Source organism: Brevundimonas sp. (assembly GCF_031412435.1).
Classification (GTDB): domain Bacteria; phylum Pseudomonadota; class Alphaproteobacteria; order Caulobacterales; family Caulobacteraceae; genus Brevundimonas.
Map to the genome: position 1 here is coordinate 38,730 of NZ_JANODA010000044.1, position 26,232 is coordinate 64,961.

The following is a 26,232-nucleotide window of genomic DNA, read 5'->3' on the forward strand; positions in this document are numbered from 1 at the left end:
TTCAACACGCCTTTCGGCGCGTTACAGGACGGAGGGCGTTATTCCGCCTTGGCTCGATTGAGCAGGGCCAGGATCGACGCGTTTTCGGCATGGGCGGCGCGCAGGACAGCCTCGTCGGCGCCGAGCGCATCGCAGGCCAGTCGCTCGACATTGGCGGCGATCTCGATGCGGCGGGCGTCGTCGTAGGGCTCCTCGCCCTGCCAGTGCTCGCAATGCTCGCGCCGGGACACCCAGTTCAGAACCTCCGGTTCGACGGTCATGGCGACGTTGAGGATCGCGTCATCGACGGCGACATTGTCGGCCACGAGGGCGTCGCCTTCGATCTTCAGCCCGACATAGACCTCGCCGCCCGTGGCGCAACAGTTGGCGTCGCTCTCCTGCCACAGCGGTGATTCCGCCGACAGCCAGGCCCAGTGGAACTGCGGTCCCTTCCAGACGCCCAGCCCCTCAGGCAAGGCCTCGTCCAGGGCGATCAGCCAGCTCTGGGCGTCGATCTCCGTCGGCGCTGCGTTCGCTCCGTTCCAGCGGAACATCGAGCCCATCCACTGGCTGCCGGTGCCTTGGCCATAGGCCGGCACGGCGACATAGGTTGGACCGGCCTCATCGCCGTCCGTGTTCCGGTAAGTCTCCAGAGGCAGGACGCCGAGCGGTCCGGCCAGCCAGAAGATGGGCTTGAGGCGATCCCCCTCCGCCGCCAGAACCACCATCGCCGTGCTGACGCCGTCGTCGTCGGTGTGGCCGGTCTGCTGCTGGAACCAGATGCTCGCCCCATCGGCCAGGGTCAGCGACCCGGAGTTGTCGATCTCGCAGTTCTGCAGGCCTGTCTTGACGCAGACGCGGGCCAGCTCCGCCAGCGCCAGGCGGTCAGCGCGAACCAAACGGTCCCGCGCGAGCGTGGCCCGCAGTTCCTCGACCCGCGTCTCCTCCATGCTTTCGCGTTCATCGGGATACTCGGTCCACCACCGGGCCCAGTCTTCCTGCGACAACCGCAACAGAACCGGCGTCGGACTTTCGGCCAGCGCCGCCTCATAGGCCGCGTTCACCGCATCCTGGGCCAGGACCGGCGTAGCGAGAAGGCAGGCGGCGAAGACACTGGTAACGACTTGGAACAGACGCATCGAACCCTCCGGAAGCGTGGCCGGACGATGCTACGTCGCGCGCTCTCCGGCTAGTGGCCGACAAGCCTGCGATGGAAAAAGTCAGACACGTCGGCCAGCACGGGCGCCTTCTTGCGGAACAGGGGTGCGAAGGTCGCGATCAGATCTTCGTGGCTGAGACCCGGGTACAGCCTGGCCTCGCAGCGCCCGCCTAGCTCCCGCATCCGCGCCTCGAGCAGGATGGTGTCCTCGTCATGGACGATGACATCGGCGGTTCCGTGCCCGAGCCAGAGGGGCGGGGCGTCGGCGCGGGCGAAATGCAGGGGCTGGGTCTGCTCAGGGTCGGGCGCCTGACCGAAGGCGTTGATCGACGACGCCACGTCGAACGGCAGGAAGTCATAGGGACCGGCCAGGCCTGCCGCCGCCTTGATCAGGTCGGGCTTGCCGACAGCGGTCATGTAGCGCCTGTCCAGCGTGATCATCATGGCCAGATGCGCGCCCGCCGAATGACCGATGACGCCCAGCCGTGTCGGATCGCCGCCCCAGGTCGCCGCAACCTCGGCCACGCGGGCGGTGGCGGCGGCCGCGTCCTCGATGAAGATCGGGAAGAGCACCTGGGGCACGAGACGATAGTCAGCGACCGCAACGACAAACCCCTGAGCCGCCAGAGCCTGTGCCGCCCAGCCATAGAGATCCTTCGATCCCGAATCCCACCCTCCGCCGTAGAAGAAGACAAGCACCGGCAGTGGCGATGCCACGCTGGCCGCGCCGGGCGCGTAGATGTCGAACTTCTGGCGGGGATCAGTCCCGTATTCCAGATCGCGCGCCACACGCCGCACGCCGGGATCGCGCGGAGCCACAGCGTTCAGCACACCCAATGGACTGCAGGCTGCGGCGAGCGACGCGACCATCGCGCCGAGCGCGGGGGCGAACAGGCCTCTTCGGGTCATCGGCACGGCTTTCTCAGGAAGGGGTCGTCGTCAGATACGACCGAACCTGCCGTCCGGCCTCACCGCGCATTGGCGATCAGCGAGCCGCAGTTGGCGTCCTTGGCCAGACCGGGATCGACGAAGGCGAACAGGGCGGCGACCGGGGCGACCACGGCGGCCAGCAGACCGGTCAGCCCGGCCTGGGCCACCAGTTGGCCCACATCGGCGCTCGCACTCGGGGCCGACAGATGACCCCGGACGCGGATCGGGGTCCACAGGCGCAGCAGGCGTGGCTTCTTCGACTCGCCGTCGATCTTCAGGTCGAGGGTCTCCGTCCCGAGATTGATCGTGCCCGACCCTTGGGCCAGCACGACATCCGTATCGACAACGAAGGTCTTTGCCCGGGCCACGCCGTTGGAGACCTCGAAATCGGCGACGGCGCACCGGATCGAACTCCGCGACTGGTCGCCGCTCAGGAGTTTGAGCAGGCCTGCGCTCGCGTTGACGCCAAGCAGTTCGGCAAAGGCGGCGCGCATCTCGCCCTGGGGCACGACCAGGCTCAGCGAACCCCTGGACCCGGCGGCGAAACGATGGATCGAGTTTCCCGGACCCTCCAGACGTGCGCGCCCCAAGGCTCGACCGCTGACCGGGGCGACGCCGCCTTTAGCCGGGATGATGGATTCGAGCGGATAGCCGGCGAGGCGGAAATCCACCGCACTGTAGGGTGTGTCTCGCGTCGCATTGATCCTCGCCGTGCCGTTCAGTTCTCCACGATTGAAGTCAAACGAGACCGGATCGAGATCAAGGATCCCGCCCTCCAGCACGGCGCCCAGATTGACGCGTCGGATGTCCAGATCGTTCGCCTTCACGCTGGTGGCGCGATAGGTCAGCGTGCCGTCCATGGTCCGCAGCCGGTCGACCTGCAGGGTCCCGTCCGGCAACAGCATGGCCGGTCCGGCGCCGGACGCGACGACCGTCGTATTCGTGCCCGCGGCGTTCGTCCGGGTGTCAGCGCCGAGGATCGCCATCATGTCGTCGATGTCGAGCAGGCGGGACGACATCACCGCCTCGACGCGCAGACGCTCGCCGGCGTCGACCGTCATGTCGCCCGACAGGTCCGATGCGCCGACGCGGCCGGTGAAGTCGTTGAACGTCCAGACCGCGTCGTTGCGGGTGAGGGCGCCCGAAAGGCGATAGGGTGGCGTATTGGGCAGGGTCACGCCGGTCAGCAGATAGAGGTCGTTGAGGTCCTGCCCCTGAAGGCTCAGCGTCGATGTGAACTGGCCCAGATCGAACGGGCGGGTGATCGCGCCGTCCACCACGAGCCTCGACCGCGCCCCAGCGAGGGTCGCCTCGAAATGATAGGGGCGGTTGCGCCGGATGTTGACGAAGGCGCCGCCCTCGATCTTGAGGGTCAGAGGCGCACCGTTGACCGAGCCCTCGCCCGTCAGGGTGAACCCCGAGTCGCCCTCAGCCGCGCTGGCTGCCTCTCGGGCCGAAATCGCGGCCTCCAGAGTGATGTCACGATCCCGGGCGTCCAGGGAGATCCGGCCATCCTGGATGATCAGCTGGTTGATGAGCGGCAGCTTCATGCCCTCGCCCGTGTCCGGCTTGTGGGGCTCCAACTCCCAGCTCTGACGACCGTCTTCGGTCGAGATCAGCACGACGTTCGGGCCTGTTATGGCCAGCAGCGGCATTTCGATCTGGCCGGCGAACAGTTTGCGCAGCCGGAAGCGCGCCTCGATGCGTTCGACATTGGCGGTGTCGGCCTCCCGAGCCCAGTCCGGTCCGCCGAACTTCAGATCGTTGACGATGACCGAGGGTGTCCCGCTGAACAGATTGACGTCGAGGTCACCCTGCAGGGCGATCTCGCGATCGTATTTCGCCGAGGCCCAACGACCTATCGGTCCTCTCACCCAGTTCCAGTCGAACAGCAGAAGGAAGGTGGCCACCGCCAGAATCAGCAGCATTGTAACCGAGGCAGCGATCTTTTCCGTCCGGCCCGGCCGGCGGAAGGATCCGTAGACTGGATCGTTGTCAACGACCCAGTCACGCCACTCTCGCACACGAATCCCCGCCGGGACCAGGGCTCGGGTCCGGACGTCCTGCCATTTCGACGGCAGATTCAGGGAGTTGGGTAGAAGGCGCTTCACAAGGGGTCACAACGCGCCAGACGTCAGAAAGGGGCCAAAGCCAAGCGGAGCCATTTGCAGCCAGTCGTCAATTTCATCCGTTTGCAGCGAAGTTGTCTTATTTTCTTTACAGAGACTCGATTGCGCGCATTATTGCTCCGAACCCAGACATCTTTCGGGTCTTTAGGAGGAGCCCGCCATGAACCGTTTCACCACTATCGCCGCCGTCGCGACGCTCGCGGCATCCGTCGCCGCCCCCGCCCTGGCGCAGCAGAACCGCTTGCCGACCGAGGCGCCCGCCGGCGCCCAGCGCATCGTGATGATGTGCACGAATGACGCGGCGACCCGAAGCGCCTTCCGCCGCGAGCACGGCGCGCCGCCGACGTTCGTCACCGCCGATCAGGTGCTTCAGGCCCGCGCGACCGGCGAGACCTGGTCGGCCCCGCGCTGCATGAACGCGCGCGAGCATGGCCGTCTGACCCAGACGCTGAATACCTACGCCGCGGTCCGCTAGGACTTGGCGACAGGGGATGCCTTCAGGATTGGGCGCTGCGGATCGCCGCGGCGCCCGCCGGCGGGGCGATGACGGCCGCGAACAGCACATAGGCCGTCAGCAGCGCCAGCGCGGGCAGCGGGCTCAGCCCCGCCGCGGCCCTGTCGAGCGCCCCCGATCCGAACACCACCGGCGGAATGAACAGCGGAAGGACCACCACCGCGATCAGCAGCCCGCCCCGCCTGGCCCCCAGCGCCAGGGCGGCCCCCAGAGCCCCGGTGAAGGCGAACCCCAGACCTCCGATCAGGGCGGACAGCGCTGTTAACGGCGCCAAGTCGATCGACTGACCGAGGGCGAGTGCCGCCACAGGTGCGGTGAGGGCCAACGGCAGGCCGGTCGCCAGCCACTGACTGAACGCCTTGATCGCGAACACGGCCTCCAGCGGCAGCGGCCCCGTCGTCAGTAGATCCAGCGCCCCGTCCTCCAGATCCCGTTCGAAAAGTCGCTCCAGCGACAACAGGCTCGACAAGGCCAGGGCCAGCCAGGCGATCCCCGCCGCCACCGGCTTCAGCACCTCCGGATCGCCCCCCGCCGCCAGCGGCACGACTGTGGTCAGGCAGGCGAAGAAACCGCAAGCCAGCAAGGGCCCGCCGCCGCCGCCCCAGGCCAGGGCCAGCTCACGTTTGAACAGAACGGAGGCGGCGCTCATCGCCCCGCCCCGAGATCCAGCGGCCGGGCCGGGATCGGCAGAGGATCGTGCACCGCCGCCAGGATCAGGCCGCCGCCCGCCAGATGCCGCGCCATCATCGCCCCGACCGCCTCGCGCCAGCGCGCATCCAGCGGGCTCAGCGGTTCATCCAGCAGCCACAGGGCGCGCGGCGATCCGATCAGCCGGGCGAGCGCCAGGCGGCGTCTCTGACCCGCCGACAGCTTGCGCACTTCCAGATCCAGCAGCGGCTTCAGGCCCAGGATCTCGATCGCCTCCTCGATGCCGTCGTGGCTGTGGCCTAGCCATTGCGACTGGAACATCAGCTCTTCACGCGCTGTCCGCGCGCCCTTCAGGCCGTCCAGGTGTCCCAGCAGATGCACCTCGTGCGCCCGCGCCAGATCGGGCTCGACCAGATCCTTGTCTTCGTCATGAAAGGCGATCTTACCGGCCTCCGGACGGATGAAGCCGGCGACGGCGCGCAGCAGCGAGGTCTTGCCCGCGCCGTTCGCTCCGATCAGCGCCACGGCCTCTCCGGATGACGTCGCGAACGACAGGGCGCTGAACAGGGTGCGTTCGCCCCGGGTGAGCATGAGGTCGCTGACGGACAGCGCGGCGATCATGCTCGCAAGCCCTTCGATTTGCGACCGGTTCTCAATGTCCCCACAGCCGACGTGGATACATGGACGCCCCCCCCAACCACGGCTATATGCGCGGTCGCCGCAGCAGGCTGTCGCCGCGCGCGCAAGGGACCTGTGCGCCCCTGCGATCGCCGCGAGACGGCGCAACCGGATGTCCGGGCGGCTTTGACCAGAGGACCTCTCCCATGCCGTCAGTCGACAGCCTTTCCACCCGTCGCGATCTTTCCGTCGGGCGCAAGAAATACGCCTATTACAGCCTTCCTGCCGCCGAGGAAGCCGGTCTCGCCGGCATCTCGCGCCTGCCGCGCTCGATGAAGGTGCTGCTGGAGAACCTGCTCCGCAACGAGGACGGGGTTTCGGTCACCGAAGCCGACCTGAAGGCCGTCGCCGCCTGGATCGAGAACAAGGGCGCCGTCGAGCACGAGATCGCCTTCCGCCCGGCGCGGGTCCTGATGCAGGACTTCACCGGCGTTCCCGCCGTCGTCGACCTGGCCGCGATGCGCGATGCGATGGCCAAGCTTGGCGCCGACGCCGCCAAGATCAACCCGCTGGTCCCCGTCGACCTGGTCATCGACCACTCGGTCATGGTCGACAACTTCGGCACCTCGAAAGCCTTCGGCCAGAACGTCGAGCGCGAGTACGAGCGCAACATCGAGCGCTACAAATTCCTGCGCTGGGGCTCGTCGGCCTTCAACAACTTCCGCGTCGTGCCCCCGGGCACCGGCATCTGCCACCAGGTGAACCTCGAGAACCTGGCCCAGACCGTCTGGACCGTGGCCGAGGGCAAGGCGACCGTCGCCTATCCGGACACCGTGGTCGGCACGGATTCCCACACCACCATGATCAACGGTCTGGCCGTCCTGGGCTGGGGCGTCGGCGGCATCGAGGCCGAGGCGGCCATGCTGGGCCAGCCGATCCCGATGCTGATTCCGGAAGTCATCGGCTTCAAGCTGACCGGCTCGATGCCGGAAGGCACCACGGCCACCGATCTGGTCCTGACCGTCACCCAGATGCTGCGCAAGAAGGGCGTGGTCGGCAAATTCGTCGAGTTCTTCGGCGACGCCCTGCCGAACATGACGATCGAGGATCAGGCCACCATCGCCAACATGGCCCCGGAATACGGCGCCACCTGCGGCTTCTTCCCCGTCTCGGCCGCCACCATCGGCTATCTGACCGCCACGGGCCGCGACAAGGCGCGGGTCGCCCTGGTCGAGGCCTATGCGAAGGCTCAAGGCCTGTGGATCGACGAAACCTCGGAAGACCCGGTCTTCTCCGACGTTCTGGAACTGGACATCTCGACCGTCGTGCCGTCGCTCGCCGGCCCCAAGCGTCCCCAGGACAAGGTCGAACTGACCATCGCCGCCCCGGCGTTCGAAACCGCGCTCGGTGACGTCTTCAACCGCCCGACCGACGCGCCGCGCTTCCCCGTCGCCGGTGAGAAGTTCGACCTCGGTGACGGCGACGTCGTCATCGCCGCCATCACGTCGTGCACCAACACCTCCAACCCGTCGGTCCTGATCGCCGCCGGTCTGGTGGCCCAGAAGGCCAACAAGCTGGGTCTGAAGACCAAGCCCTGGGTCAAGACTTCGCTCGCGCCCGGCTCGCAGGTGGTCACCGACTATCTGACCGCCGCCGGCCTGCAGAAGGAGCTGGATGCGCTGGGCTTCAACCTCGTCGGCTACGGCTGCACCACCTGCATCGGCAACTCGGGCCCGCTTGCCCCGGCGATCTCCCAGACGATCAACGACAACGCGATCGTCGCCACATCGGTCCTGTCGGGCAATCGCAACTTCGAAGGCCGGGTGAACCCGGACGTCCAGGCCAACTACCTGGCCTCGCCGCCGCTGGTCGTCGCTTACGCCCTGGCCGGTTCGATGCGCATCGACATCACTACCCAGCCCCTGGGCCGGGACAAGAAGGGCAAGGATGTCTTCCTGAAGGACATCTGGCCGACCTCGGCTGAGATCGCCGCCATCCAGAAAAAGTCGGTCACCCCGGCCATGTTCGCCAAACGCTATGCCGACGTCTTCAAGGGCGACGAGCACTGGCAGGGCATCTCGGTCGAAGGCGGCCAGACCTACGAATGGGACGCAGCCTCGACCTATGTCGCCAACCCTCCGTATTTCGAGGGCCTGTCGATGGAGCCGACGCCGGTCACCGACATCGTCGAGGGCCGCGTCCTGGCCATCTTCGGCGACTCCATCACCACCGACCACATCTCCCCGGCCGGTTCGATCAAGAAGACGTCCCCGGCCGGCCAGTATCTGACGGGTCGTGGCGTTGAGGCCGAGGAGTTCAACTCCTACGGCGCGCGTCGTGGCCACCACGAAGTGATGATGCGCGGCACCTTCGCCAACATCCGCATCCGCAACAAGATCACGCCGGACATCGAAGGCGGGGTGACCAAACACTTCCCGTCGCAAGACACGATGTCGATCTATGACGCCGCCATGCGCTACCAGTCGGAGGGTCGTCCGCTGGTCGTCTTCGCCGGCAAGGAATACGGCACCGGCTCGTCGCGCGACTGGGCGGCCAAGGGCACCCGCCTGCTGGGCGTCCGCGCCGTCATCGCCGAAAGCTACGAGCGCATTCACCGCTCGAATCTGGTCGGAATGGGCGTCGTGCCGCTTCAGTTCAAGGCGGACGGCTGGCTGAAACTGGGCCTGACCGGCGAGGAGATCGTAACCATCCGCGGCCTCTCGGACGTCAACGTCGGCAAGCTGCGTCCGCGTCAGGACCTGTGGGTCGAACTGTTCCGCCCGTCGGACGGCAAGATGGCCCGCTTCCCGGTCCGCTGCCGCATCGATAACCAGACCGAGCTCGACTACTTCAAGGCCGGCGGCGTGATGCCGTATGTGTTGCGCAATCTGGCGGGCTGAGCTTCGAAGCCAGACTGAACAAGGGGCCGGCGGAGCGATCCGCCGGCCCCTTTCTTGCGCTCAATCCAGCCGCATCGCCTCCGCAAGCAACCGCGCCTCGGCCGCCCGACTGGAGCCTGTCCGCCACGCCACCACGATCTCCCTCCGTGGAGCCTCGGCCGCGAAGTGGCGGATGACGACGCCCTTGTCGTCCGCGAGACCGGCGCGCACCGCCATCGCCGGCAGGAACGACACGCCCAGCCCCGACGAGATCATCTGCACCAGGGTGTGCAACGAGGTCGCCGCGAACACGTCCTCGCCGCGCGGGGCGTCCATGTCGATGCCGGCCAGGGCCTGGTCGCGCAGGCAGTGGCCGTCCTCCAGCAGGATCAGATCCTCCGCCTTCAGCGCCCCCGGCTGGATATCGCCCGGCGCGGCCAGCGCATGGCCGACGGGCGCCACGGCCAGGATCTCATCGTCGCCGATGTGCGCGTGTTCGATGCCCGACGCCTCATAGGGCAAGGCAATGACGGCGCAGTCCAGCTGCCCCGCCTTCAGCCCGGCGATGAGCCGGGGAGTCAGGTCCTCGCGGATAAACAGCCGCAGCGCCGGGTAGGCCGCCTTCAGTCCGGGCAGGGTCGCGGGCAACAGGAAGGGCGCCACCGTCGGGATGACGCCCAGTCGCAGCCGGCCAGACAGCGGGCGGCCCGCATTCCTCGCCGCTTCGACCAGGTCCTCGGTCCGCGCCAGCACGTCCTCGGCCCGTCGACAGGCCTCGGCCCCGACCGCCGTCAGCTGCACGTTTCCGCGCGTGCGCTCGACAACCGGTGCGCCCAGGACCCGCTCCAGCTCCTGCACGCCCGACGACAATGCGGGCTGGCTGACATGCGCCGCCTCGGCGGCCCGGCTGAACGATCCATGCTCGGACAAAAGCTTCAGATACTGCAGCTGGCGAAGGGTCGGGAGCATAGGCGGCCTCTCTTGAATCCATAGATATTATCTATGGTACGATGGCGTTCTATCGGTTGACTTTGTGCAGCGCAACCGCCATTTCGCACCTGCGGTCGGCCCTCCCCGGCGGCCGCACATAGCGACATCTGTTTATCTCCGGAAGGGATACCCCATGCTCGGCGTCGGCGAAAAATTGCCTGAATTCAAGGTCATCGGCGTTAAGCCGGGCTTCAACTCCCACGAAGAAAACGGCGTCTCGGCGTTCGAAGCCGTCACGAACGAGTCCTTCGAAGGCAAGTGGAAGGTCATCTTCTTCTATCCGAAGGACTTCACCTTCGTCTGCCCGACCGAAATCGCCGAGTTCGCCTCGCTGGCCCGCGACTTCGAAGACCGTGACACGGTTGTCCTAGGCGGCTCGACCGACAACGAGTTCGTCAAGCTGGCCTGGCGCCGCGACCATGCCGACCTGTCGAAGCTGCCGATCTGGCAGTTCGCCGACAACGGCGGCAAGTTCGCCCGTCAGCTGGGCATCCTGAACGAAGAAGAGGGCGTCGCCCTGCGCGCCACCTTCGTCGTCGACCCGCACAACGTCGTGCAGCACGTCTACGTCACCAACCTGAACGTGGGTCGCGCCCCGGCCGACACCCTGCGTGTCGTCGACGCCCTGCAGACTGACGAACTGTGCGCCTGCAACCGCCCCGTCGGCGGCGAGACGCTCGCGGCTTAAGACCCAATGTGAGGGCGGCGGCAGTGATGTCGTCGCCGCTCGCTTTGTTTTTAGGGGCGCTATCGCTCGCGACGCGGTCGCTCACTGCTTGAGCGCGAACGCGTACCAGCCCCCTGTGATCCCCTTCGGCTCAAGTAGCGAGACGCCGCGCGTCGAGCGGTAGCCGACCTCTCCGAAGGAGAACAATCATGTCCATCGACACCCTGCGCGATCTGATGCCCGCCTATGCCAAGGACATCTCGCTGAACCTCGGCTCCCTCGCTTCCGAGACCGTGCTGAACGACCAGCAGAAGTGGGGCTGTTTCCTGGCCTCGGCCCACGCCGTCGGGGTCGCTCCCGTCGTGAAGGCCATCGAGGCCGCCGCCGCCGAGAAGCTGTCGCCCGAGGCGATGGCCGCCGCCAAGGCCGCGGCCGCCATCATGGGAATGAACAACATCTACTACCGCTCGCTGCACCTGATGAAGAATCAGGAATACACGACCATTCCGGCGCGCCTGCGAATGAACATCCTGGGCAATCCGGGCGTGGACAAGATGGACTTCGAACTGTGGTCCACGGCCGTCTCTGCGATCAACGGCTGCGGCGCCTGTATGGACGCCCACGAGAGCGAGTTGCGCAAGCACGGCGTCCCGGCGGCCCAGGTCCAGACCGCGATACGCATCGCTTCCGTGGTCCACGCCGCCAGCCGCATCGCGGCTTCGGAAACCGCACTTCAGGGCTGAGGCGGCTCGCCGTATTCGATCTGATGGACCAGGCGATCGAAGGCCTGGTCCATCACCATGTTCACACCGTCAGCCATAACGCCGAGGCCCGACCCCTCGACCACGAAATCGATCGTGACCAGTCGCCCCCGGTTCTCGGGCCCGGATCCGAAGGTCAGCTCCGCCTTCGTCGCCTTGTCGTGCAGGGGGCCCAGCGGCGCATTCATCGTCACCCGGTCCGCCGTGATCCTCGTCACCATGGCGTGTTCGAAGACGGTCCCGTCGGCGAGTGTTTCGCACCAGCAGCCGCCCGCCTCGAAGGCCAGCGACAGGTTGGCCGGGTCTCCCGTGTAGGTGTGCCCTGGGGCCCACCACTGCGGCAGTTCGGAGACGGCGGCGACCACATCCTCAGGCGCGGCCTCAACCCCCACGGCGAAGCGCAGGACGAAGCCGTCGGCGGACCGCGAGACGACTTCGGCGCGGGCCTCGGTCGTGGCGATCATGGCGGCGAGAAGTGCGAACGCGCCGCATAGCAGCACCCCCACGGCGATCTTGGCGCTACGGATCATGGCAGGTCCTCCCGCCCGCATCGGGCGCCCGGAACCTCGATCCGTCAAGTCAGGCCGCGTCGAAACTCAGCGGCGCGCCCCAGAACTGGCTGACCATGTCCGACTGCGAGCCCGTCTTGCCGGTGGTGAGAAAGTCGCGGCGGCCGGTTTCGCCCAGGCCGTATTCCGGATGCCGTTCGAAATACCGCTCCAGCGCGTCAGCCACGGCCGTCGGCTGGTGGATCAGGGGCGTGCCCGGCGGCAGGTGTCTGGCGAAGATGTCGGCCACGATCTCGTAGTGGGTGCAGCCCAGGATCGCCTTGTCCGGATGGCGGCCGATGCGGCGGCGCAGGGCGTCGACGTGGTCGCCGATCACGACTGTCAGCTCCTCGGCCGGCGCGCCCAGTTCGATCAGGCCGGCCAGGCCCGGGCAGGGCTCGGAGAAGACGGCCAGGTCCTCGCGGCGCTTGTCGATCTCGATCTCGTAGACCCGGCTTATGGCGGTGGCGGCGGTGCAGAACACGCCGGTGATGTCGATGGCCTCGACCTTGTCGCCGCGCCGTTCGGCCTCATAGGTCCAGGGCAGGCCCGTGGCCGCCTCGATGGTCGGGACAATGATACCCAGCACATTGACCGGCCGGCCGTGACGCTTCGACGCCTCGGGCACCCATGTCTGCTGCAGCCGGCGCAGGGCCACGGCCGAGGCCGTGTTGCAGGCCAGGACGATGACACTGGCCCCGGCCTGGAACAGGCGCTCGCACCCGTTGCGGGTGATGTCGACGATCTCCTCACCGGTCTTCGACCCGATCGGGGCGTTCGCCTGATCCGCCAGATAGACGAAGTCCCGCGTCGGGAACCGCCGGGTCAGTTCGCGATGAACGGTCAGACCGCCCACGCCGCTATCGAATACGCCTATCGCCATGGCTCGGGCTTTAGCTCCCGCTTGCGTCCTCGTCCAACGGGATTACTTGCTGTTCAGGTGACGGTCAGGCGACGTGCGCCTAGGGTGCCGCACAACAGAAGACCATGAACAGGAAACTCCCATGCAAAGACGCCAGCTCCTCATCGGCGGCGCGAGCCTGATGGCCCTCGCCGGATGCGCCAGCGCGGGCGCCGGCTCCGCCGGCTTCACCGCCCCGGACGCCGCCTCGGTCGCCGAGGAAGCGCGCATCGCCCGCGCCGTCCTGCCCACCCAGACGCCGCGCGCCGAGCTGCTGCAGCCCTGGACCGGCCCCTACGAAGGCGTGCCGCCGTGGAACGCGATGTCCGCCGACAAGCTGAAGGCCGCGATCATCGAAGGCATCGAGCTGAACCGCGCCGACATCAACGCCATCGCCAACAACCCGGAAGCCCCGACCTTCGCCAACACCATCGTGGCGATGGAGCTGGCGGGCCAGCCCCTGGACCGCGCGGTCAACCTGTACGGCGTCGCCACGTCGAACATCGGCGGCGAAGCCTATGACGCCATGGACACCGAGGTCTCGCCGTTGCTCTCCGCAGCCGGCGACGAGATCACGTTCAACGCCGCCCTGTTCCAGCGCATCAAGACGGTCGCCGACAACGCCGACCGCGACGGCCTGAACGCCCAGCAGAAGCGTCTGGCCGAGCGCAGCCGCGACGCCTTCATCCGTTCGGGCGCCAATCTGGACGCCGCGGGCAAGGCCGAGCTGGGCCGGATCAACACCGCCCTGTCGAACGCCTTCACCGCCTTCGGTCAGAAGGTGGTGGCGGACGAGAACACCTGGACCGTCATCCCCAACGAGGCCGGCGTCGCGGGCCTGCCTGACTCGAACAAGGCCGCCGCCCGCGCCGCGGCCCAGTCGCGCAATCTTCAGGGCTGGGCCATCGTCAACACCCGCTCCAGCGTCGATCCGTTCCTGACCTTCGCCGACGATCGCGCCCTGCGTGAGCAGGTCTGGCGCAAGTTCGTCAACCGCAGCGACAACGGCGACCGCAACGACACCAACGCCACCATCGCCGAGATCGTCCGTCTGCGGAAGCAGCGCGCCACCCTGCTGGGCTACGCCAGCCACGCCGACTGGCGCATGCAGGACACGATGGCCAAGACCCCGGCCGCGGCCCAGTCGCTGATGAACCGCGTGTGGGAGCCGGCCAAGGCCCGCGTGGCCGAGGAGGTCGCCGACATGAAGGCGATCGCAGGCTTCGACATCGAGCCCTGGGACTACCTCTATTTCGCCGAGAAGGTGCGGAAGCAGAAGTACGACCTCGATCAGAACCAGCTGAAACCCTACTTCGAGCTGGGGGCGGTGCGTAACGCGTCGTTCTACATGGCCGAACGCCTGTACGGCTTCGTCTTCACACAGAAGCCCCAGTCGACCGCCCCGGTCTTCCAGGAGGACGTCACCCTGTACGAGGTCACCGACAAGGCCTCGGGCCGACTGATCGGCCTCTACTACGCCGACGACTTCGCCCGCGCCGGCAAGCGCTCGGGCGCCTGGATGACCACCTACCGGTCATTCTCGACGCTCGATGGCTCCAGGCCGATCCTGGCCTCCAACAACAATAACTTCGTGAAACCGGGCGCCGGCGAGCCCCTGCTGATCTCGCTCGACGACGCCGAGACCCTGTTCCACGAGTTCGGCCACGCCCTGCACTATTTCTCGTCGGTCGTGACCTACCCGAGCTTCGGCAACACGCCGCGCGATTTCGTGGAATATCCGTCGCAGGTGCACGAGCACTGGGTGCTGAGCCGGCCGATCCTGGACCGGTTCATGAAACACTACGAGACCGGGGAGCCCATGCCCCAGGCGCTGGTCGACAAGGTCGAGGCCTCGGCCACCTTCAACCAGGGCTATGCGACGGTCAGCTATCTGTCGTCGGCCATGGTCGACATGGACCTGCATACCCAGGCCACGCCGCCAACCGACATCGACGCCTTCGAGAAGGCCTCACTGGACCGTCTGGGGATGCCCAGTGAGATCGTGATGCGGCACCGCCTGCCGCAGTTCAATCACCTGTTCACGTCCGACGCCTACTCGGCCGGCTATTACAGCTACCTGTGGTCGGAAGTGATGGACGCCGACACCTGGGCCTATTTCGAACAGTCGGGCGACGTGTTCGATCCGGATATCGGCGGCCGCTTCAAGTCGATCATCCTGGCGCCGGGCAACACCACCGACCGGGGCGACGCCTACCGCGCCTTCCGCGGTCGCGACCCCGACGTCGCCGCCCTGCTGCGGGTCCGTGGCTTCCCGGTCAGCTAAAAGCGGTCGACAAGCCGATCAGGGCTCATCGCCAGATCGGTCAATATGATCAAGCCGTCGCAGCTCAGGCTGCGGCGGCTTTTTCCTGCGCTGGACGGGCGTATTCCGACAGAGCCGACATCAGGGCGCGCGGATCGATGGGCTTGGCGACATGACCCTGCATTCCGGCCGAGCGGCACTGTTCCATCTGTTCCGGCAAGATGTTGGCGGTCAGGGCGACGATCGGCGTCGCATCACCCAGGGCGCGGATCGCGCGCGCCGCAGCCGGACCGTCCATGACCGGCATCTGCATATCCATCAGGATCAGGTCGTAGGCCGTCGTTGAAGCGGCCAGCACCGCCTCCTCGCCGTTCTCGACCATGTCGAGGGCGACATCCATCGCGCCCAGCAGGGCCGCGACCAGGGTCCGGTTGGCCGGATTGTCTTCGGCCAGCAGGACGCGCAGCGAACGTCCGATGGAATCGCGCGACGCCTCGGACGCCGTTGGGGCCTCATCGGCGGACAGGGTCAGGGGGACGCGGAACCAGAAGTTCGAACCGGTCGCGCCGTCGCTCGCCGCCCCGATCTCGCCGCCCATGATGTCCATAAGCCGGCGCGAGATGGCCAGGCCCAGGCCCGTACCGCCGAACTTGCGCGACACCGAGCCGTCCGCCTGGGTGAAGCGGTCGAACATCTGGTCGATCTGGGCCGGGTCCAGCCCGCAGCCGGTGTCGGTTACGCTTGCGACCAGCACGGTCGATCCATCGCCGCCGTCCTCCGCCGACAGAACCAGACGAACCGCGCCCGCGTCCGTGAACTTCACCGCATTGCTGAGCAGGTTGAGCAGCACCTGACGCAGGCGCGTCACGTCGCCGGTCAGGCGCACGTCGTCGGCGACCTCGCAGGTCAGCTCCAGCCCCTTGCCTTCAGCCTGTTCGCGCAACAGGGCGGTCGCCCCCTCGCCGAGGGCCGCGATCGAGAAGGGCTCCGGATCCAGCGTCAGGGCGCCGGCCTCCAGCTTGGAGAAGTCGAGAATGTCGTTGACCACAGTCAGCAGGGTCTCGCCCGCGCTGCGGATCAGATCGAGATAGCCTCGGTCGCCCTCCGACAGTCCGCCGCCCGCCCCGATCAGTCGCGAGAAGCCGAGGATGCTGGTCAGGGGCGTGCGCAGCTCGTGGCTCATATTGGCCAGGAATTCACTCTTGGCGCGCGACGCCGCCTCTGCCTCGATACGGGCGGCGTGCAGCTCGGCCTCGGCCTGTTTGCGGGCCGAGATGTCGCGCACGACATCGACGATCTCGGTCATCTCGCCGGCGCCGTTGATCACCAGACGCGGGTTGGCTTCCAGCCAGACCTGATGCCCGTTCTTGTGAAGTCCCCGGTACTCATAGCCCTCCGACGAGACCGCCTCGCGTCTGGCGATCCGCTCGGCCAGCAAGCCGCGTATGCGGACCACGTCCTCGGGCGCGACCAGGTCGGCCGGGGCCTTGCCCATCATTTCGGACGGTGAATAGCCCAGCACGGCTCGCGACGCGGGCGAGACGTAGGTCAGTCCCACGCCCATGCGGTGACGCACGACCATGTCCGAGGTGTGATCGGCCACGAAGCGGAAGGCGCGTTCGCCCTCGATCAGCCGGGCGTCGTCAACGTGTTCGGTGACGTCCATGACCATGCCGACCACCCAGCGATTCCCGTCGGCGTCAGCAGACTGGCGGCGGCCCCAGGTCAAATGCTGACGGACCTCGCCCGACGGGTGCACAGCACGGTAGCGCAGGGTCACCGGCTCCTCGGCTTTGAACAGCTTCAGGAACGAGCTTGCCGCCATCCGGGCGTCGTCCGGGTGATAGAGGCGGTACAGGTCCTCTACGGTCGGGACGCCGTTGTCGCGGGGCAGGCCGAACAGATCGAACATCGTCGGCGACCACCAGGCCGTGTCGGTGTCCAGCACCCGCCACCAGCCCGCGCCTGAGCTTTCCAGCGCCGCAAGGGCGATGGGTCCGGACGCGGTCTCGGGGGTGTGGTCGGTCATGCGGACTGCCGTGTTGGGCGGTCAGCATCACGCCAATTCGCTTCAAAGCCGTGAACGACCGACGTTTTGCGCGGGCCCCTCTCCTGCGGGCGGCTGGCTCAGCTCTGGTCGGTCGGCGTCCTGACGACGATCCGGCCGCCGCGGGCGCGAGCATACTCCGCACGCGGGCCGTCGGGCAGGAGCCGCGTCGCCTCGGCGCGGAACTGGCCCTGGCACCGGGCGTCGGCCAGCGGTGAGCCGGTGGCGCAAGCGGCGCGGGCGGCGCGTCCGACCCGAAGGTCGAACCGGGCCGCGCCCTCGCTCGACGCGAGGTCGAGATCGCCGTAGGCGACACGGAATTCGGAGGCCGAGGCGGCCCCGGCGGAAAGGACGGCGACGGCGATAGCGGCCGTGGCGGCTACGAAACGGATCATCACATGCACTCCTGAGGTTCGTCGCTCTTTGCGGCGACCCGTCCTCTGTGCGACCCGATTGTTTCTCCGCCGTGAGAAACCCGGGGCCGAAAAGCGACGCTTGATGAAATCGCGGCCATGAAGCGCGGCCGCTCCCGGGACGGCCCAGCCGTCCCGGGAGACAAATCGGTCAGCCGTAGACGATCGGAACCATCGCCAGGACTCGACCGCCGCGCGCACGGGCGTAGTCGTCGCGACGGGCGGCAGGCAGCAGACGCATGGCTTCGGCGCGGAACCGGGCGCGGCACTGGAGGTCCGGCATCGGCGCGCCGAGGCGGCAGGCGCTGCGGGCGGCGTCGTTGACGCGGGCGTCGAAGGCGGCTGCGCCTTGCAGCGAACCGAGGTCCAGGTCGCCGAACGGAATGCGATAATCCTGCGCGGAGGCGGCGCCGGCAGAGAGAAGGAAGGCTGCCGAAACGGCGAGAGCGAACTTGTGCATGACGGGATCCTGCTGAACGTCGCGGGGAGACGACGCCGCCCCTATGACGTCCTTCGGTGACAGGGCGGTCCACGCACGGTGACGCCGCGATGAATCCTTTCGGACAATCCCGCCTTGAGCGTTAAATCGTGTTCATTCCGCCCACGGACAGCACGATCGTTTCGCGCGCCTAGCCGCTGTTCCGCAGGCCCGCCGCCACGCCGTTGATCGCCAGCAGAATGCCCTCGCGCACCATGGGATCGTCGTCCCCCGCGCGTCGCCGGCGGATCAGTTCGATCTGCACATGGTTCAGCGGCTCGACATAGGGCATGCGCAGCCGGATCAACCGGTCCAGCTCCGGCTGACCGCCCAGCAGTTCCGCCTGCCCGGTGATGGCCAGAACGGCGTCGCGCGTGCGGTCCCACTCCGCCTGCAAGGCCCCGAAAGTGGCCGCAGCCAGCGCCTGATCCGGCACGAGCGAGGCGTACCGACGGGCGATGGTCATGTCCGACTTGGCCATTATCATTTCCATGTTCTGGACCAGGGTCCGGAAGAATGGCCACTCCCTGGCCATGGCCTGAAGTTCGGCCATGTCTTGGCCCTCAATGGCCGAACCGAAGCCGAACCAGCCCGGCAGCATGACCCGACTTTGCGACCAGCTCAGCACCCAGGGGATGGCGCGCAGATCCTCGATGGCGGTGGAGGCGGTCCGCGAGGTGGGGCGGGAGCCGATCTTCAGCTCGGCGATCTCGTTGATCGGGGTGGCGGCCCGGAAATAGTCGACGAAGCCCGGCGTCTCGTAGACCAGGGCCCGATACGCGGCCATTGAGGCGACCGACAGGGCCGAGGCTGTCTTGCCGTGTTTAGCCGTCATGGCCTCGTCCGGCGGCGGCGCCAGCGACGCGATCAGGGTCCCGGCGGTCAGGGCGTCCAGGTTCCGCCGCGCCACATCCGGCTCGCCGTATTTGTTGGCGATGACCTCGCCCTGTTCGGTGATGCGGATACGGCCGGCCACCGTCCCGGTCGGCTGCGACAGGACGCCGGCGAAACTCGATCCGCCGCCGCGCCCCACGGCGCCGCCCCGGCCGTGGAACAGCTGCAGCCGCAGACCCGCCGCCTGGGTGACGCTGAGCAGGGCCCGCGACGCCTCGTGCAGTTCCCAGGTCGAGGTCAGGTAGGAGCCGTCCTTGTTCGAGTCGGAATAGCCGATCATCACCTCCTGCACCCCGCGCGCCCGGGCGACGGCGAGGGCGGACGGCTCCCTGAAGAGGCGCTCGAGCGTGGGCCTGGCGGCACGCAGATCGTCGATGGTCTCGAACAGGGGGGCGGCCTGGATCGGGCATTCGCCGGGCGCATCGGGCCGGTAGAGACCGACCTCCTTGAGCAGAAGATAGACCTCCAGCATGTCGGAGGCGGCGTCCGTCTTGGACACGATATGGGTGCGGATGGCCTCCGGCCCGAACCGCTCCAGAGCCTCGGCCGCGGCCTGCAGGATGGCCCGCTCCTTGAGCACCTCGGGGTCGTACTCGGCGTAGGGGCTGAAGAGCAGACGCGGCGTCGCCAGCTCGGCTGACAGCAGGGTGAGGCGCGCCTCTTCGTCCAGCGCCGCATAGTCGGGGCAGACCCCGGCGACGCGCAGAAGATGGGAAACGACGCGCGCATGGACGTCTGAATTCTGGCGCAGATCGAGCGTCGCCATGTGGAATCCGAACACATCGACCGTGGCGATCAGGCGCGACAGACCGTCGTCGGCGAAGACCGCACCGTGGCTGGCGACGAGGCTGTCCTGCAGAACCGCGAGATCGGCCCGGAACTCGCCCGGACCGGCATAGGGCGGCGCGGCGAACGGCGCGGGGCGCGGCGCAGTCTGGCCGGTCAGGATCGGATGGGTCGCCGACAGCCGGGCGTAAATCTGGCTCAAGGCCCGGCGATACGGTTCGTCGGCGCGGTGCGGGGAATCATCGCCGGATCCTTCGGCCAGGGCCTTCAGCGCCGGGCTGACTTCGGCCAGAGATCCCGACAGGCTGAGTTCCGCGCCCAGGGCGTTGGTCGCCTCCAGATAGTGCCGCATCACCGCCTTGGCCGGGGTGGCGAAGGCGGCTCTCAACGCGTTCGCATCGACATTGGGATTGCCGTCACGATCGCCGCCGACCCAGGCGCCGATACGAATGAAGGGCTTGAGTTCGGGCGCATCCAGCCGACGACGCCAGTCGATCAGTTGTTCCGGCGCGACCTTCAGGAACACCCGCTCGAGGAAGGACACCACGGTGTCGATCTCGTCCTGCACGACCAGCCCCGTGGTCCGGACCAGCCGCGTCGCCCAAAGGATCACGGTCTGGCGGCGCAGGCCGTTGATCATCACCTCGGGCGCGCAGGCCAGGTCGTCTCGGTCACAGGCGTCCAGCAGATCCGACACGGTCGCGATCCGGTCGATGACGCTTTTCCTGCGAACCTCCGACGGGTGGGCCGTCAGCACCGGCGAGATCAGTGCCTCGGACAACAGGGCCCGCGCCTCTTCTACTGTCCGCCCCGCCGTCGTCAGCCGCGCCAGCGCCCCTTCGGGCGTATCGGGTCGCGCGCCCTCCGCCGTCTGGCTGCGCGCCCGTCGCTTGCCGGCGCGGTCCTCGGCGACATTGGCCAGAAGCGAGAAGACCGCGAACCCGTGGGCCAGCCCGACAGCGTCATCGAGCGACAGCTCGTTGAGCAGCCGCTCCAGCTCGGCCGATCCCTTGGCGCCCGGGTGGCGATGATAGCCGACCGAGGCCACCCGCACCGCCTCAATCCGGTCGTAGAGATCCTTTCCGCCCTCGTCGCGGATCACCTCGCCGAGCAGGCCGCCGAGCAGCCGCACCTCCTCGCGCAGGCGGTCGTCAGCGGCGGGTTCGGCGGAAACGGGCATGGTCATCTCGTTCAGCGGGGAGGCTGGAGGCGTGACCGTAACAGGGGTCTGCGGCGTGACCAGCCCTCGAGGATGCCTGAAACCTATTGTGCGCTCGCAGCCGTAGGGTCGATGTCCATGACCTGACGGAAGAACAGGTTCACGACCTCGGCCGCGCCATCGGAGTTGAACTTCTTGCGGAAGCCGTGGCCTTCGTTCGCGGCCAGCAGGTACCAGACCGGCCGACCCTCGGCGCGCACGGCGTCGACGATCTGTTCGGACTCGCTCTGCGGCACGCGGGGATCGTTCGCGCCCTGCAGGACCAGCAGCGGCGCGGTCATCCGGTCGGTCAGGTGGATCGGGGAGATCCGGTCGAACACTGCCCGCATCGCCGGGTCACGCTCGTCGCCGTATTCAGCCCGGCGCAGGTCGCGGCGATAGGCCTCGGTGTTCTCCAGGAAGCTGACGAAGTTGGCGATGCCGAAATGGTTCACCGCCCCCGCCAAACGGTCGGAATAGGCGGCGAGCGAGGCCAGCACCATGAACCCGCCATAGGACCCGCCATGCACGACCACCCGTTCGCCATCCAGGTCGGGCTGGGTCGCGATCCAGTCGAGCAGGGCCCCGATGTCCTGCACCGAGGCCTGGCGCAGCGGGCCGTTGTCGGCCGCCAGCCAGGTCTTGCCATAGCCGGTCGATCCGCGGACGTTCGGAGAGATGACGACGGCCCCGAGGTCGGCGATCCACTGCTGATAGTTGGGGTTGAAGCCGGGCCGCGACTGGCCTTCGGGTCCGCCGTGGATGTCGATGATGACCGGTCGAGGTCCCCGGATACCCGTCGGGCGATAGACGAAGGCCGGAATCTGCAGGCCGTCGAAGCTCGGATAGCGCACCAGCTCCGGCGTCACAAAGGTCGCGGGATCCAGGGGACCGACCTCCGACCGCGTCCAGCGCGTCAGACCGCCGCCCGCCACATCCCAGCTCCAGACATCGCCCGAGCTGGACGGGGTCGTCAGGCCGATGGCCAGCTTCGATCCGTCGGACGAGAACGCCAGCGCGGTCAGGACCCCGGCCGGCAGTTCCGGCTGCGGCAGGGCGCGGCGCGTGATGAAGTCGCGCACATGGACTTTCGAATAGCCGTCCTCGTTGGTCGACCATGCCAGGACGCGCCCGTCGTCCGAGAGGTCGAAGTTGTCGACATCCCAGTTCGAGGCCTCGGTCAGGGGTGTCACCGCATTGTCGGCCAGAGCGATCTCGATCAACCGCAGGCCTTCGCCCCCCTCGTCCGAGGTCGTGATGATCGATCGCCCGTCGCGGGTGAACTCACCGCCGCTGTAGGCCACGGGCGTGTCGCTTTTCCGGACCCGGGTCGCAGTCCCCGTCGCCAGGTCCAGCACCCACAGCCGCACGTCGAGGATGGAGATGTACTGGCTGAGCAGGACCCTGGTCCCGTCGGGCGAGATGTCGACGGGCGAATACTGGCCGGTTCCCTCGAAGGCCACGCGTCGTGTGGACGGATCGCCGACCGTCATGGTCAGGATGTCGTAGTCCGACTGGCCCCGTTCGACCCGGGTCCAGACGGCCAGTCGCCCGTCGCTGGAGAAGACCGGCGCGCCGTTGCGCGTGCTCGGCTCGGTCAGGGCGATGTCCCCGCCGCCGACGCCGGCCACGAAGGTCTGGAAATTCTCGGCCCCGCCGACGTCGCGCTGGTAGGCGAAGCGGTCGCTGCCGGGGATGGTCGTGGCGTTCGAGATCGGCTCGGCGAAGAAGGTGATCTGGGTCCGGTCGGCGCCCGGCGCCGCGACCCGGTGCAGCTGGGCGGTCTCGCCGAAGCGGGTGGAGATCAGCATCGAGCCGTCCTCCATCCAGTCCTGGAACCCGGCCGAGCGCGCGTTGCGATACCGCTGCAGGTCTGTCCTGAGCGCGTCGGGGATTTCGGGGATGCCGCTGTAGGCCAGAGTCCCGGCCTCGCGCCGTTCCGGTGGGACGGCCTGGGCGAGAACGGTCGAGGCGACTGACACGGACAACAGGGTGGCCAGGGCCAGGGGTCGAACGATGCGCATGATGTCCCTCCAGAACGGATGGCGTGATAGGAGGGGCTCAACGCCGGCTTGGCAAGGCGGAGGGGTGAGCCCGCCTTGTCTCCGCCGCTGTTTTCCTTCATAAGCCGCCGCTTCCGGCGCAATTGAACCTGCGTCTCCACCATCACGACCCCCGTTTCGACGGGACGAGGATGGCGAGAACCCTCTGCCGACGTGATCGTCGCCAGAGGTCGTTTCGCTATGGAGCACGGTTCTCGCGTCGGTCTGAACGGCCCACGGGCTAACGAGGTAGTGAATTGTTCGAGGCTCTGAACGAGCGGCTGACAGGCGTTTTCGACCGGATCACCGGCCGCGGCGCCCTGTCCGAGAAGGACGTCGCGGAGGCGATGCGCGAAGTGCGCGTGGCTCTGCTGGAGGCCGACGTCGCCCTGCCCGTCGTCAAGGACTTCATCGCCTTCGCCACCGAGAAGGCCACCGGTGAAGAGGTCATCCGTTCGGTCAAGCCGGCCGATCAGGTGGTCAAGATCGTCTATGACGGCCTGGTCGAGATGCTGGGCGGCGAGGATCCGACCCCGCTCAACCTGAACGCCACGCCGCCCGCGGTCATCCTGATGGCCGGCCTGCAGGGCTCGGGCAAGACGACCTCGTCGGCCAAGCTGGCGCTGCGTCTGACGAAGTTCGATCGCAAGAAGGTCATGATGGCCTCGCTCGACACGCGTCGTCCGGCCGCCATGGAACAGCTGGCCCAGTTGGGCAAACAGATCGAGGTCGTGACCCTGCCGATCGTGGCGGGCGAGAGCGCGGTCCAGATCACCCGCCGGGCCCTGACGTCCGCCAAGCTCCAGGGCTTCGACGTCCTGATCCTCGACACCGCCGGCCGCATCACCCTCGACGAGGGTCTGATGGCCGAGGTCGCCGAGGTCGCCGATATTTCCAAGCCGGTCGAGACCCTGCTGGTCGCCGACAGCCTGACCGGCCAGGACGCGGTCCGCACCGCCAAGGCCTTCCACGAACGCCTGCCCCTGACAGGCCTGATCCTGACCCGCGCCGATGGCGACGGTCGCGGCGGCGCCATGCTGTCGATGCGCGCCGTCACCGGCCTGCCGATCAAATACATGGGCGCGGGCGAAAAGGTCGACGCGCTCGAGGTCTTCGACGCCCGCCGCGTCGCCGGCCGTATCCTGGGTCAGGGGGACATCGTCGCCCTGGTGGAGAAGGCGTCGCAGGACCTGGACGCCTCCAAGGCCGAAGCCATGGCCCGCAAACTGGCCAAGGGCCAGTTCGACCTCAACGACCTCGCCGCCCAGCTGCAACAGATGAAGCGGATGGGCGGTCTTCAGGGCATCATGGGCATGCTGCCCGGCGTGGCCAAGATGAAGAACCAGATGGCCGAGAGTGGCGTCGACGACCGGATGATCCTGCGCCAGGAAGCCATCATCTCCTCGATGACCAGGGCCGAGCGCAAGAAGCCCGACCTGCTCAACGCCTCGCGCCGCAAGCGGATCGCCGCGGGCGCGGGCGTCGAGGTCCAGGACATCAACCGCCTGCTCAAACAGCACCGCCAGATGGCCGACATGGTCAAATCCATGTCGAAAGGCGGCCCGCGCAAGATGCAGCAGATGGCCGCCATGCTCGGCGGTCTCGGCGGCGGCGCGCCCGGCATGGGCGGCGGCCCCGACCTCAACCGTTTGAAGGCCATGGGGGGCGGCAGGATGCCCGAACCCTCGGCTGACGAAATGAAAGCCATTCAGGACCGGCTCGCCGGACTGGGTGGCGGACAACTCCCGGGAGGCCTTCCAGGTCTTCCCGGCCTACCCACCAAGAAAAACTGATCCCGTAGAAAGAGACTTGAAATGCTGAAGATTCGTCTGGCCCGCGGCGGCGCCAAGAAGCGCCCCTACTACTACATCGTCGTTGCCGACTCGCATGCTCCCCGCGACGGCAAGTTCATCGAGCGCGTCGGCACCTACAACCCGATGCTGGCCAAGGACGGCGACAAGCCGCGCGTCACCCTGAAGGCCGACCGGATCTCGGAATGGCTCGGCAAGGGCGCCCAGCCGACCGACCGCGTCGCGCGCTTCATCTCGCAGAGCACCGACGAAGCCCTGACCGGCAAGGTCAAGTGGACCCAGTCCAACAACCCGAACAAGGGCGCCCCGGGCAAGAAGGCCCAGGAACGCACCGCCGAGCGCGCCCAGCGCGAAGCCGACCGCGCCGAGGCCGAGGCCGCTGCGAAGATCGAAGCCGCTGAAGCCGCTGTGCGGGCCAAGGAAGAGGCAGCCGCTGCGGCTGAGGCCGCGAAGAACGCGCCGCCGGTTGAAGAGGCTCCGGTTGAAGAGGCTGCTGCCGAAGAAGCCGCTCCGGAAGCTGCTGCTGAAGCTCCGGCCGCTGAAGCCGCTGCTGAAGACGCTCCGGCTGCTGAAGCTGAAGAAGAAAAGACCGAGGCCTAAGGGCTTCGGACGCACCCCGGCGCAGGCCGGGGTCCGGATGACGGAGGGCAGTGTTCGATTCGAACGCTGCCCTTCTGCTATCTGGAGAAGGAACCAGGGAGCGCATGATGGCGAATGACCAGAAACTCATCCTCGTCGGCCACGTCGCCGGCGGGTTCGGGGTCAAGGGCGAGGTGCGGGTGACGGCCTACACCGCCGACCCGCTGGCGCTGACCGCCTATGGTCCCCTGCTGCGCAGCGACGGCTCGCACGGCCTGACACTGACGCAGACGCGCGCGACCAAGGACGGCGTCGTCGGGCGGGCGAAGGAGATCGCCACCAAGGAAGAGGCCGACGCCCTTCGCAATCTGAAACTCTATGTCTCGCGCGACGCCTTCCCGGCGCCCGAGGAGGACGAATTCTATCTGGCCGACCTGATCGGTGTGGAGGCCCGCGACGCCGGGGGCGTGGTCCTCGGCACGGTCAAGGCGGTACAGAATTTCGGCGCCGACGACATGCTGGAAATCATCCCGGTCGCGGGCGGCCAGACCTGGTACCTGCCCTTCACCAAGGCGGCCGTGCCGGAGCTGCATCTGTCCGACGGCTGGCTGCTCGCCGTCCGCCCGGAGGAGGTCGGCGAGCGCGAGCCCGACTGACTATTCGATCTCGACGGTTTCGGCGTCGCCGACGTATTTCTTGATCGACTCGATCGCGCGCTTGGCGCCCGACTTGTCCGAGTAGCCCTCGGTCGAGAAGATGATTTCCGAATTGAACTTGAAGCGGACGCGGAACTCGCCGGCCTTGTCCTTGTAGACTTCAAACTTGTGGGCCATCGGGCGCCTCCTCATTGGTGAGGCCCGGATAAAGCCCCGCTTCCCGCGGGCGGCCACCTGACAATGTCTGACGGCGTACACAGGCGCGTGAAGCGCGCGGCGGCGCCCTTGCGGCGCACCGACCGTCACCCGACATGCAGCCCATCTGCAACCGTCACGGTGCCT

At 67.5% G+C, this 26,232-nt stretch carries 22 protein-coding genes; 8 read left to right on the forward strand and 14 right to left on the reverse strand.

All coding sequences use genetic code 11. From position 1 onward, the window contains the following. Positions 1-38: 38 nt before the first annotated feature. From RMO01_RS08435 to RMO01_RS08445, 3 genes are read right to left on the reverse strand one after another with little or no spacing between them, the layout of a single operon-like run. Positions 39-1,118 (reverse strand): hypothetical protein, encoded by a 1,080-nt coding sequence (locus tag RMO01_RS08435; protein WP_309628599.1) that lies wholly within the window; start codon positions 1,116-1,118, stop codon positions 39-41. Positions 1,119-1,168: 50 nt separating this feature from the next. Beyond that, on the reverse strand, positions 1,169-2,047 hold the full coding sequence (locus tag RMO01_RS08440; protein ID WP_309628719.1) for an alpha/beta hydrolase: 879 nt from the start codon (positions 2,045-2,047) through the stop codon (positions 1,169-1,171). A 59-nt stretch (positions 2,048-2,106) separates the two neighbouring features. Then, positions 2,107-4,179 carry an AsmA family protein gene (locus RMO01_RS08445; RefSeq protein ID WP_309628600.1) on the reverse strand — a complete coding sequence of 691 codons (2,073 nt, stop codon included), beginning with the start codon at positions 4,177-4,179 and terminating at the stop codon, positions 2,107-2,109. Between the two features lie 178 nt (positions 4,180-4,357). Here RMO01_RS08445 and RMO01_RS08450 point away from each other — a divergent pair, with 178 nt between their 5' ends. Then, positions 4,358-4,672: a hypothetical protein gene (locus tag RMO01_RS08450; protein ID WP_309628601.1), complete on the forward strand. Its 315-nt coding sequence runs from the start codon at positions 4,358-4,360 to the stop codon at positions 4,670-4,672. A 22-nt stretch (positions 4,673-4,694) separates the two neighbouring features. Here the strand turns inward: RMO01_RS08450 and ccmB are convergent, their stop codons facing one another. Together ccmB and ccmA are read right to left on the reverse strand one after the other, a co-directional pair. After that, positions 4,695-5,360, reverse strand: a complete 666-nt coding sequence (gene ccmB / locus RMO01_RS08455) for a heme exporter protein CcmB (RefSeq protein WP_309628602.1) — start codon at positions 5,358-5,360, stop codon at positions 4,695-4,697. Further along, positions 5,357-5,980 (reverse strand): heme ABC exporter ATP-binding protein CcmA, encoded by a 624-nt coding sequence (ccmA, locus tag RMO01_RS08460; RefSeq protein ID WP_309628603.1) that lies wholly within the window; start codon positions 5,978-5,980, stop codon positions 5,357-5,359. Before ccmA ends, ccmB begins: the two co-directional genes overlap by 4 nt. A gap of 203 nt (positions 5,981-6,183) precedes the next feature. Here ccmA and acnA point away from each other — a divergent pair, with 203 nt between their 5' ends. After that, entirely contained in the window at positions 6,184-8,877 is a 2,694-nt protein-coding gene (acnA, locus tag RMO01_RS08465) for an aconitate hydratase AcnA (protein ID WP_309628604.1), read from the forward strand. Between the two features lie 60 nt (positions 8,878-8,937). Here acnA and RMO01_RS08470 read toward each other — a convergent pair whose 3' ends face one another. Next, positions 8,938-9,825 (reverse strand): hydrogen peroxide-inducible genes activator, encoded by an 888-nt coding sequence (locus RMO01_RS08470; protein ID WP_309628605.1) that lies wholly within the window; start codon positions 9,823-9,825, stop codon positions 8,938-8,940. 154 nt (positions 9,826-9,979) lie between these two features. On the opposite strand from RMO01_RS08470, the gene RMO01_RS08475 reads away from it, so the two are divergent. Together RMO01_RS08475 and RMO01_RS08480 are read left to right on the forward strand one after the other, a co-directional pair. Further along, the gene (locus RMO01_RS08475; protein ID WP_309628606.1) at positions 9,980-10,534 is read left to right on the forward strand and encodes a peroxiredoxin; all 555 of its coding nucleotides are present in this window, start codon (positions 9,980-9,982) and stop codon (positions 10,532-10,534) included. 188 nt (positions 10,535-10,722) lie between these two features. Further along, positions 10,723-11,256, forward strand: coding sequence for a carboxymuconolactone decarboxylase family protein (locus RMO01_RS08480; RefSeq protein ID WP_309628607.1), 534 nt, complete (start codon positions 10,723-10,725; stop codon positions 11,254-11,256). On the opposite strand, the gene RMO01_RS08485 is transcribed toward RMO01_RS08480, so the two are convergent. Both RMO01_RS08485 and RMO01_RS08490 read right to left on the reverse strand, forming a co-directional pair. Then, positions 11,247-11,804: a hypothetical protein gene (locus tag RMO01_RS08485; RefSeq protein WP_309628608.1), complete on the reverse strand. Its 558-nt coding sequence runs from the start codon at positions 11,802-11,804 to the stop codon at positions 11,247-11,249. The two genes, RMO01_RS08480 and RMO01_RS08485, sit on opposite strands and share 10 nt — an antisense overlap. 49 nt (positions 11,805-11,853) lie before the next feature. Continuing rightward, the gene (locus RMO01_RS08490) at positions 11,854-12,705 is read right to left on the reverse strand and encodes an aspartate/glutamate racemase family protein (protein WP_309628609.1); all 852 of its coding nucleotides are present in this window, start codon (positions 12,703-12,705) and stop codon (positions 11,854-11,856) included. A gap of 121 nt (positions 12,706-12,826) precedes the next feature. On the opposite strand from RMO01_RS08490, the gene RMO01_RS08495 reads away from it, so the two are divergent. Further along, a complete protein-coding gene (locus tag RMO01_RS08495; RefSeq protein ID WP_309628610.1) occupies positions 12,827-15,007 on the forward strand; it encodes a M3 family metallopeptidase in 2,181 nt (726 codons plus the stop codon). 64 nt (positions 15,008-15,071) lie between these two features. Here the strand turns inward: RMO01_RS08495 and RMO01_RS08500 are convergent, their stop codons facing one another. From RMO01_RS08500 to RMO01_RS08520, 5 genes are all read right to left on the reverse strand, one after another. Further along, positions 15,072-17,015, reverse strand: coding sequence for an ATP-binding protein (locus RMO01_RS08500; protein ID WP_309628611.1), 1,944 nt, complete (start codon positions 17,013-17,015; stop codon positions 15,072-15,074). Between the two features lie 98 nt (positions 17,016-17,113). Then, entirely contained in the window at positions 17,114-17,428 is a 315-nt protein-coding gene (locus tag RMO01_RS08505) for a UrcA family protein (protein WP_309628612.1), read from the reverse strand. 169 nt (positions 17,429-17,597) lie between these two features. Beyond that, on the reverse strand, positions 17,598-17,906 hold the full coding sequence (locus RMO01_RS08510; RefSeq protein ID WP_309628613.1) for a UrcA family protein: 309 nt from the start codon (positions 17,904-17,906) through the stop codon (positions 17,598-17,600). Between the two features lie 169 nt (positions 17,907-18,075). Next, complete coding sequence (gene ppc, locus RMO01_RS08515; protein WP_309628614.1) at positions 18,076-20,784, reverse strand: phosphoenolpyruvate carboxylase; 2,709 nt, start codon at positions 20,782-20,784, stop codon at positions 18,076-18,078. 83 nt (positions 20,785-20,867) lie between these two features. Next, on the reverse strand, positions 20,868-22,826 hold the full coding sequence (locus RMO01_RS08520; protein ID WP_309628615.1) for a prolyl oligopeptidase family serine peptidase: 1,959 nt from the start codon (positions 22,824-22,826) through the stop codon (positions 20,868-20,870). Positions 22,827-23,101: 275 nt separating this feature from the next. On the opposite strand from RMO01_RS08520, the gene ffh reads away from it, so the two are divergent. From ffh to rimM, 3 genes are all read left to right on the forward strand, one after another. Continuing rightward, positions 23,102-24,637, forward strand: a complete 1,536-nt coding sequence (gene ffh, locus RMO01_RS08525) for a signal recognition particle protein (protein ID WP_309628616.1) — start codon at positions 23,102-23,104, stop codon at positions 24,635-24,637. Positions 24,638-24,658: 21 nt separating this feature from the next. After that, on the forward strand, positions 24,659-25,255 hold the full coding sequence (gene rpsP, locus RMO01_RS08530) for a 30S ribosomal protein S16 (RefSeq protein WP_309628617.1): 597 nt from the start codon (positions 24,659-24,661) through the stop codon (positions 25,253-25,255). Between the two features lie 107 nt (positions 25,256-25,362). Then, positions 25,363-25,890 (forward strand): ribosome maturation factor RimM, encoded by a 528-nt coding sequence (rimM, locus tag RMO01_RS08535; RefSeq protein ID WP_309628618.1) that lies wholly within the window; start codon positions 25,363-25,365, stop codon positions 25,888-25,890. Here the strand turns inward: rimM and RMO01_RS08540 are convergent, their stop codons facing one another. Then, on the reverse strand, positions 25,891-26,067 hold the full coding sequence (locus RMO01_RS08540; RefSeq protein ID WP_309628619.1) for a DUF1508 domain-containing protein: 177 nt from the start codon (positions 26,065-26,067) through the stop codon (positions 25,891-25,893). It abuts the gene before it with no gap. Positions 26,068-26,232: the final 165 nt, after the last annotated feature.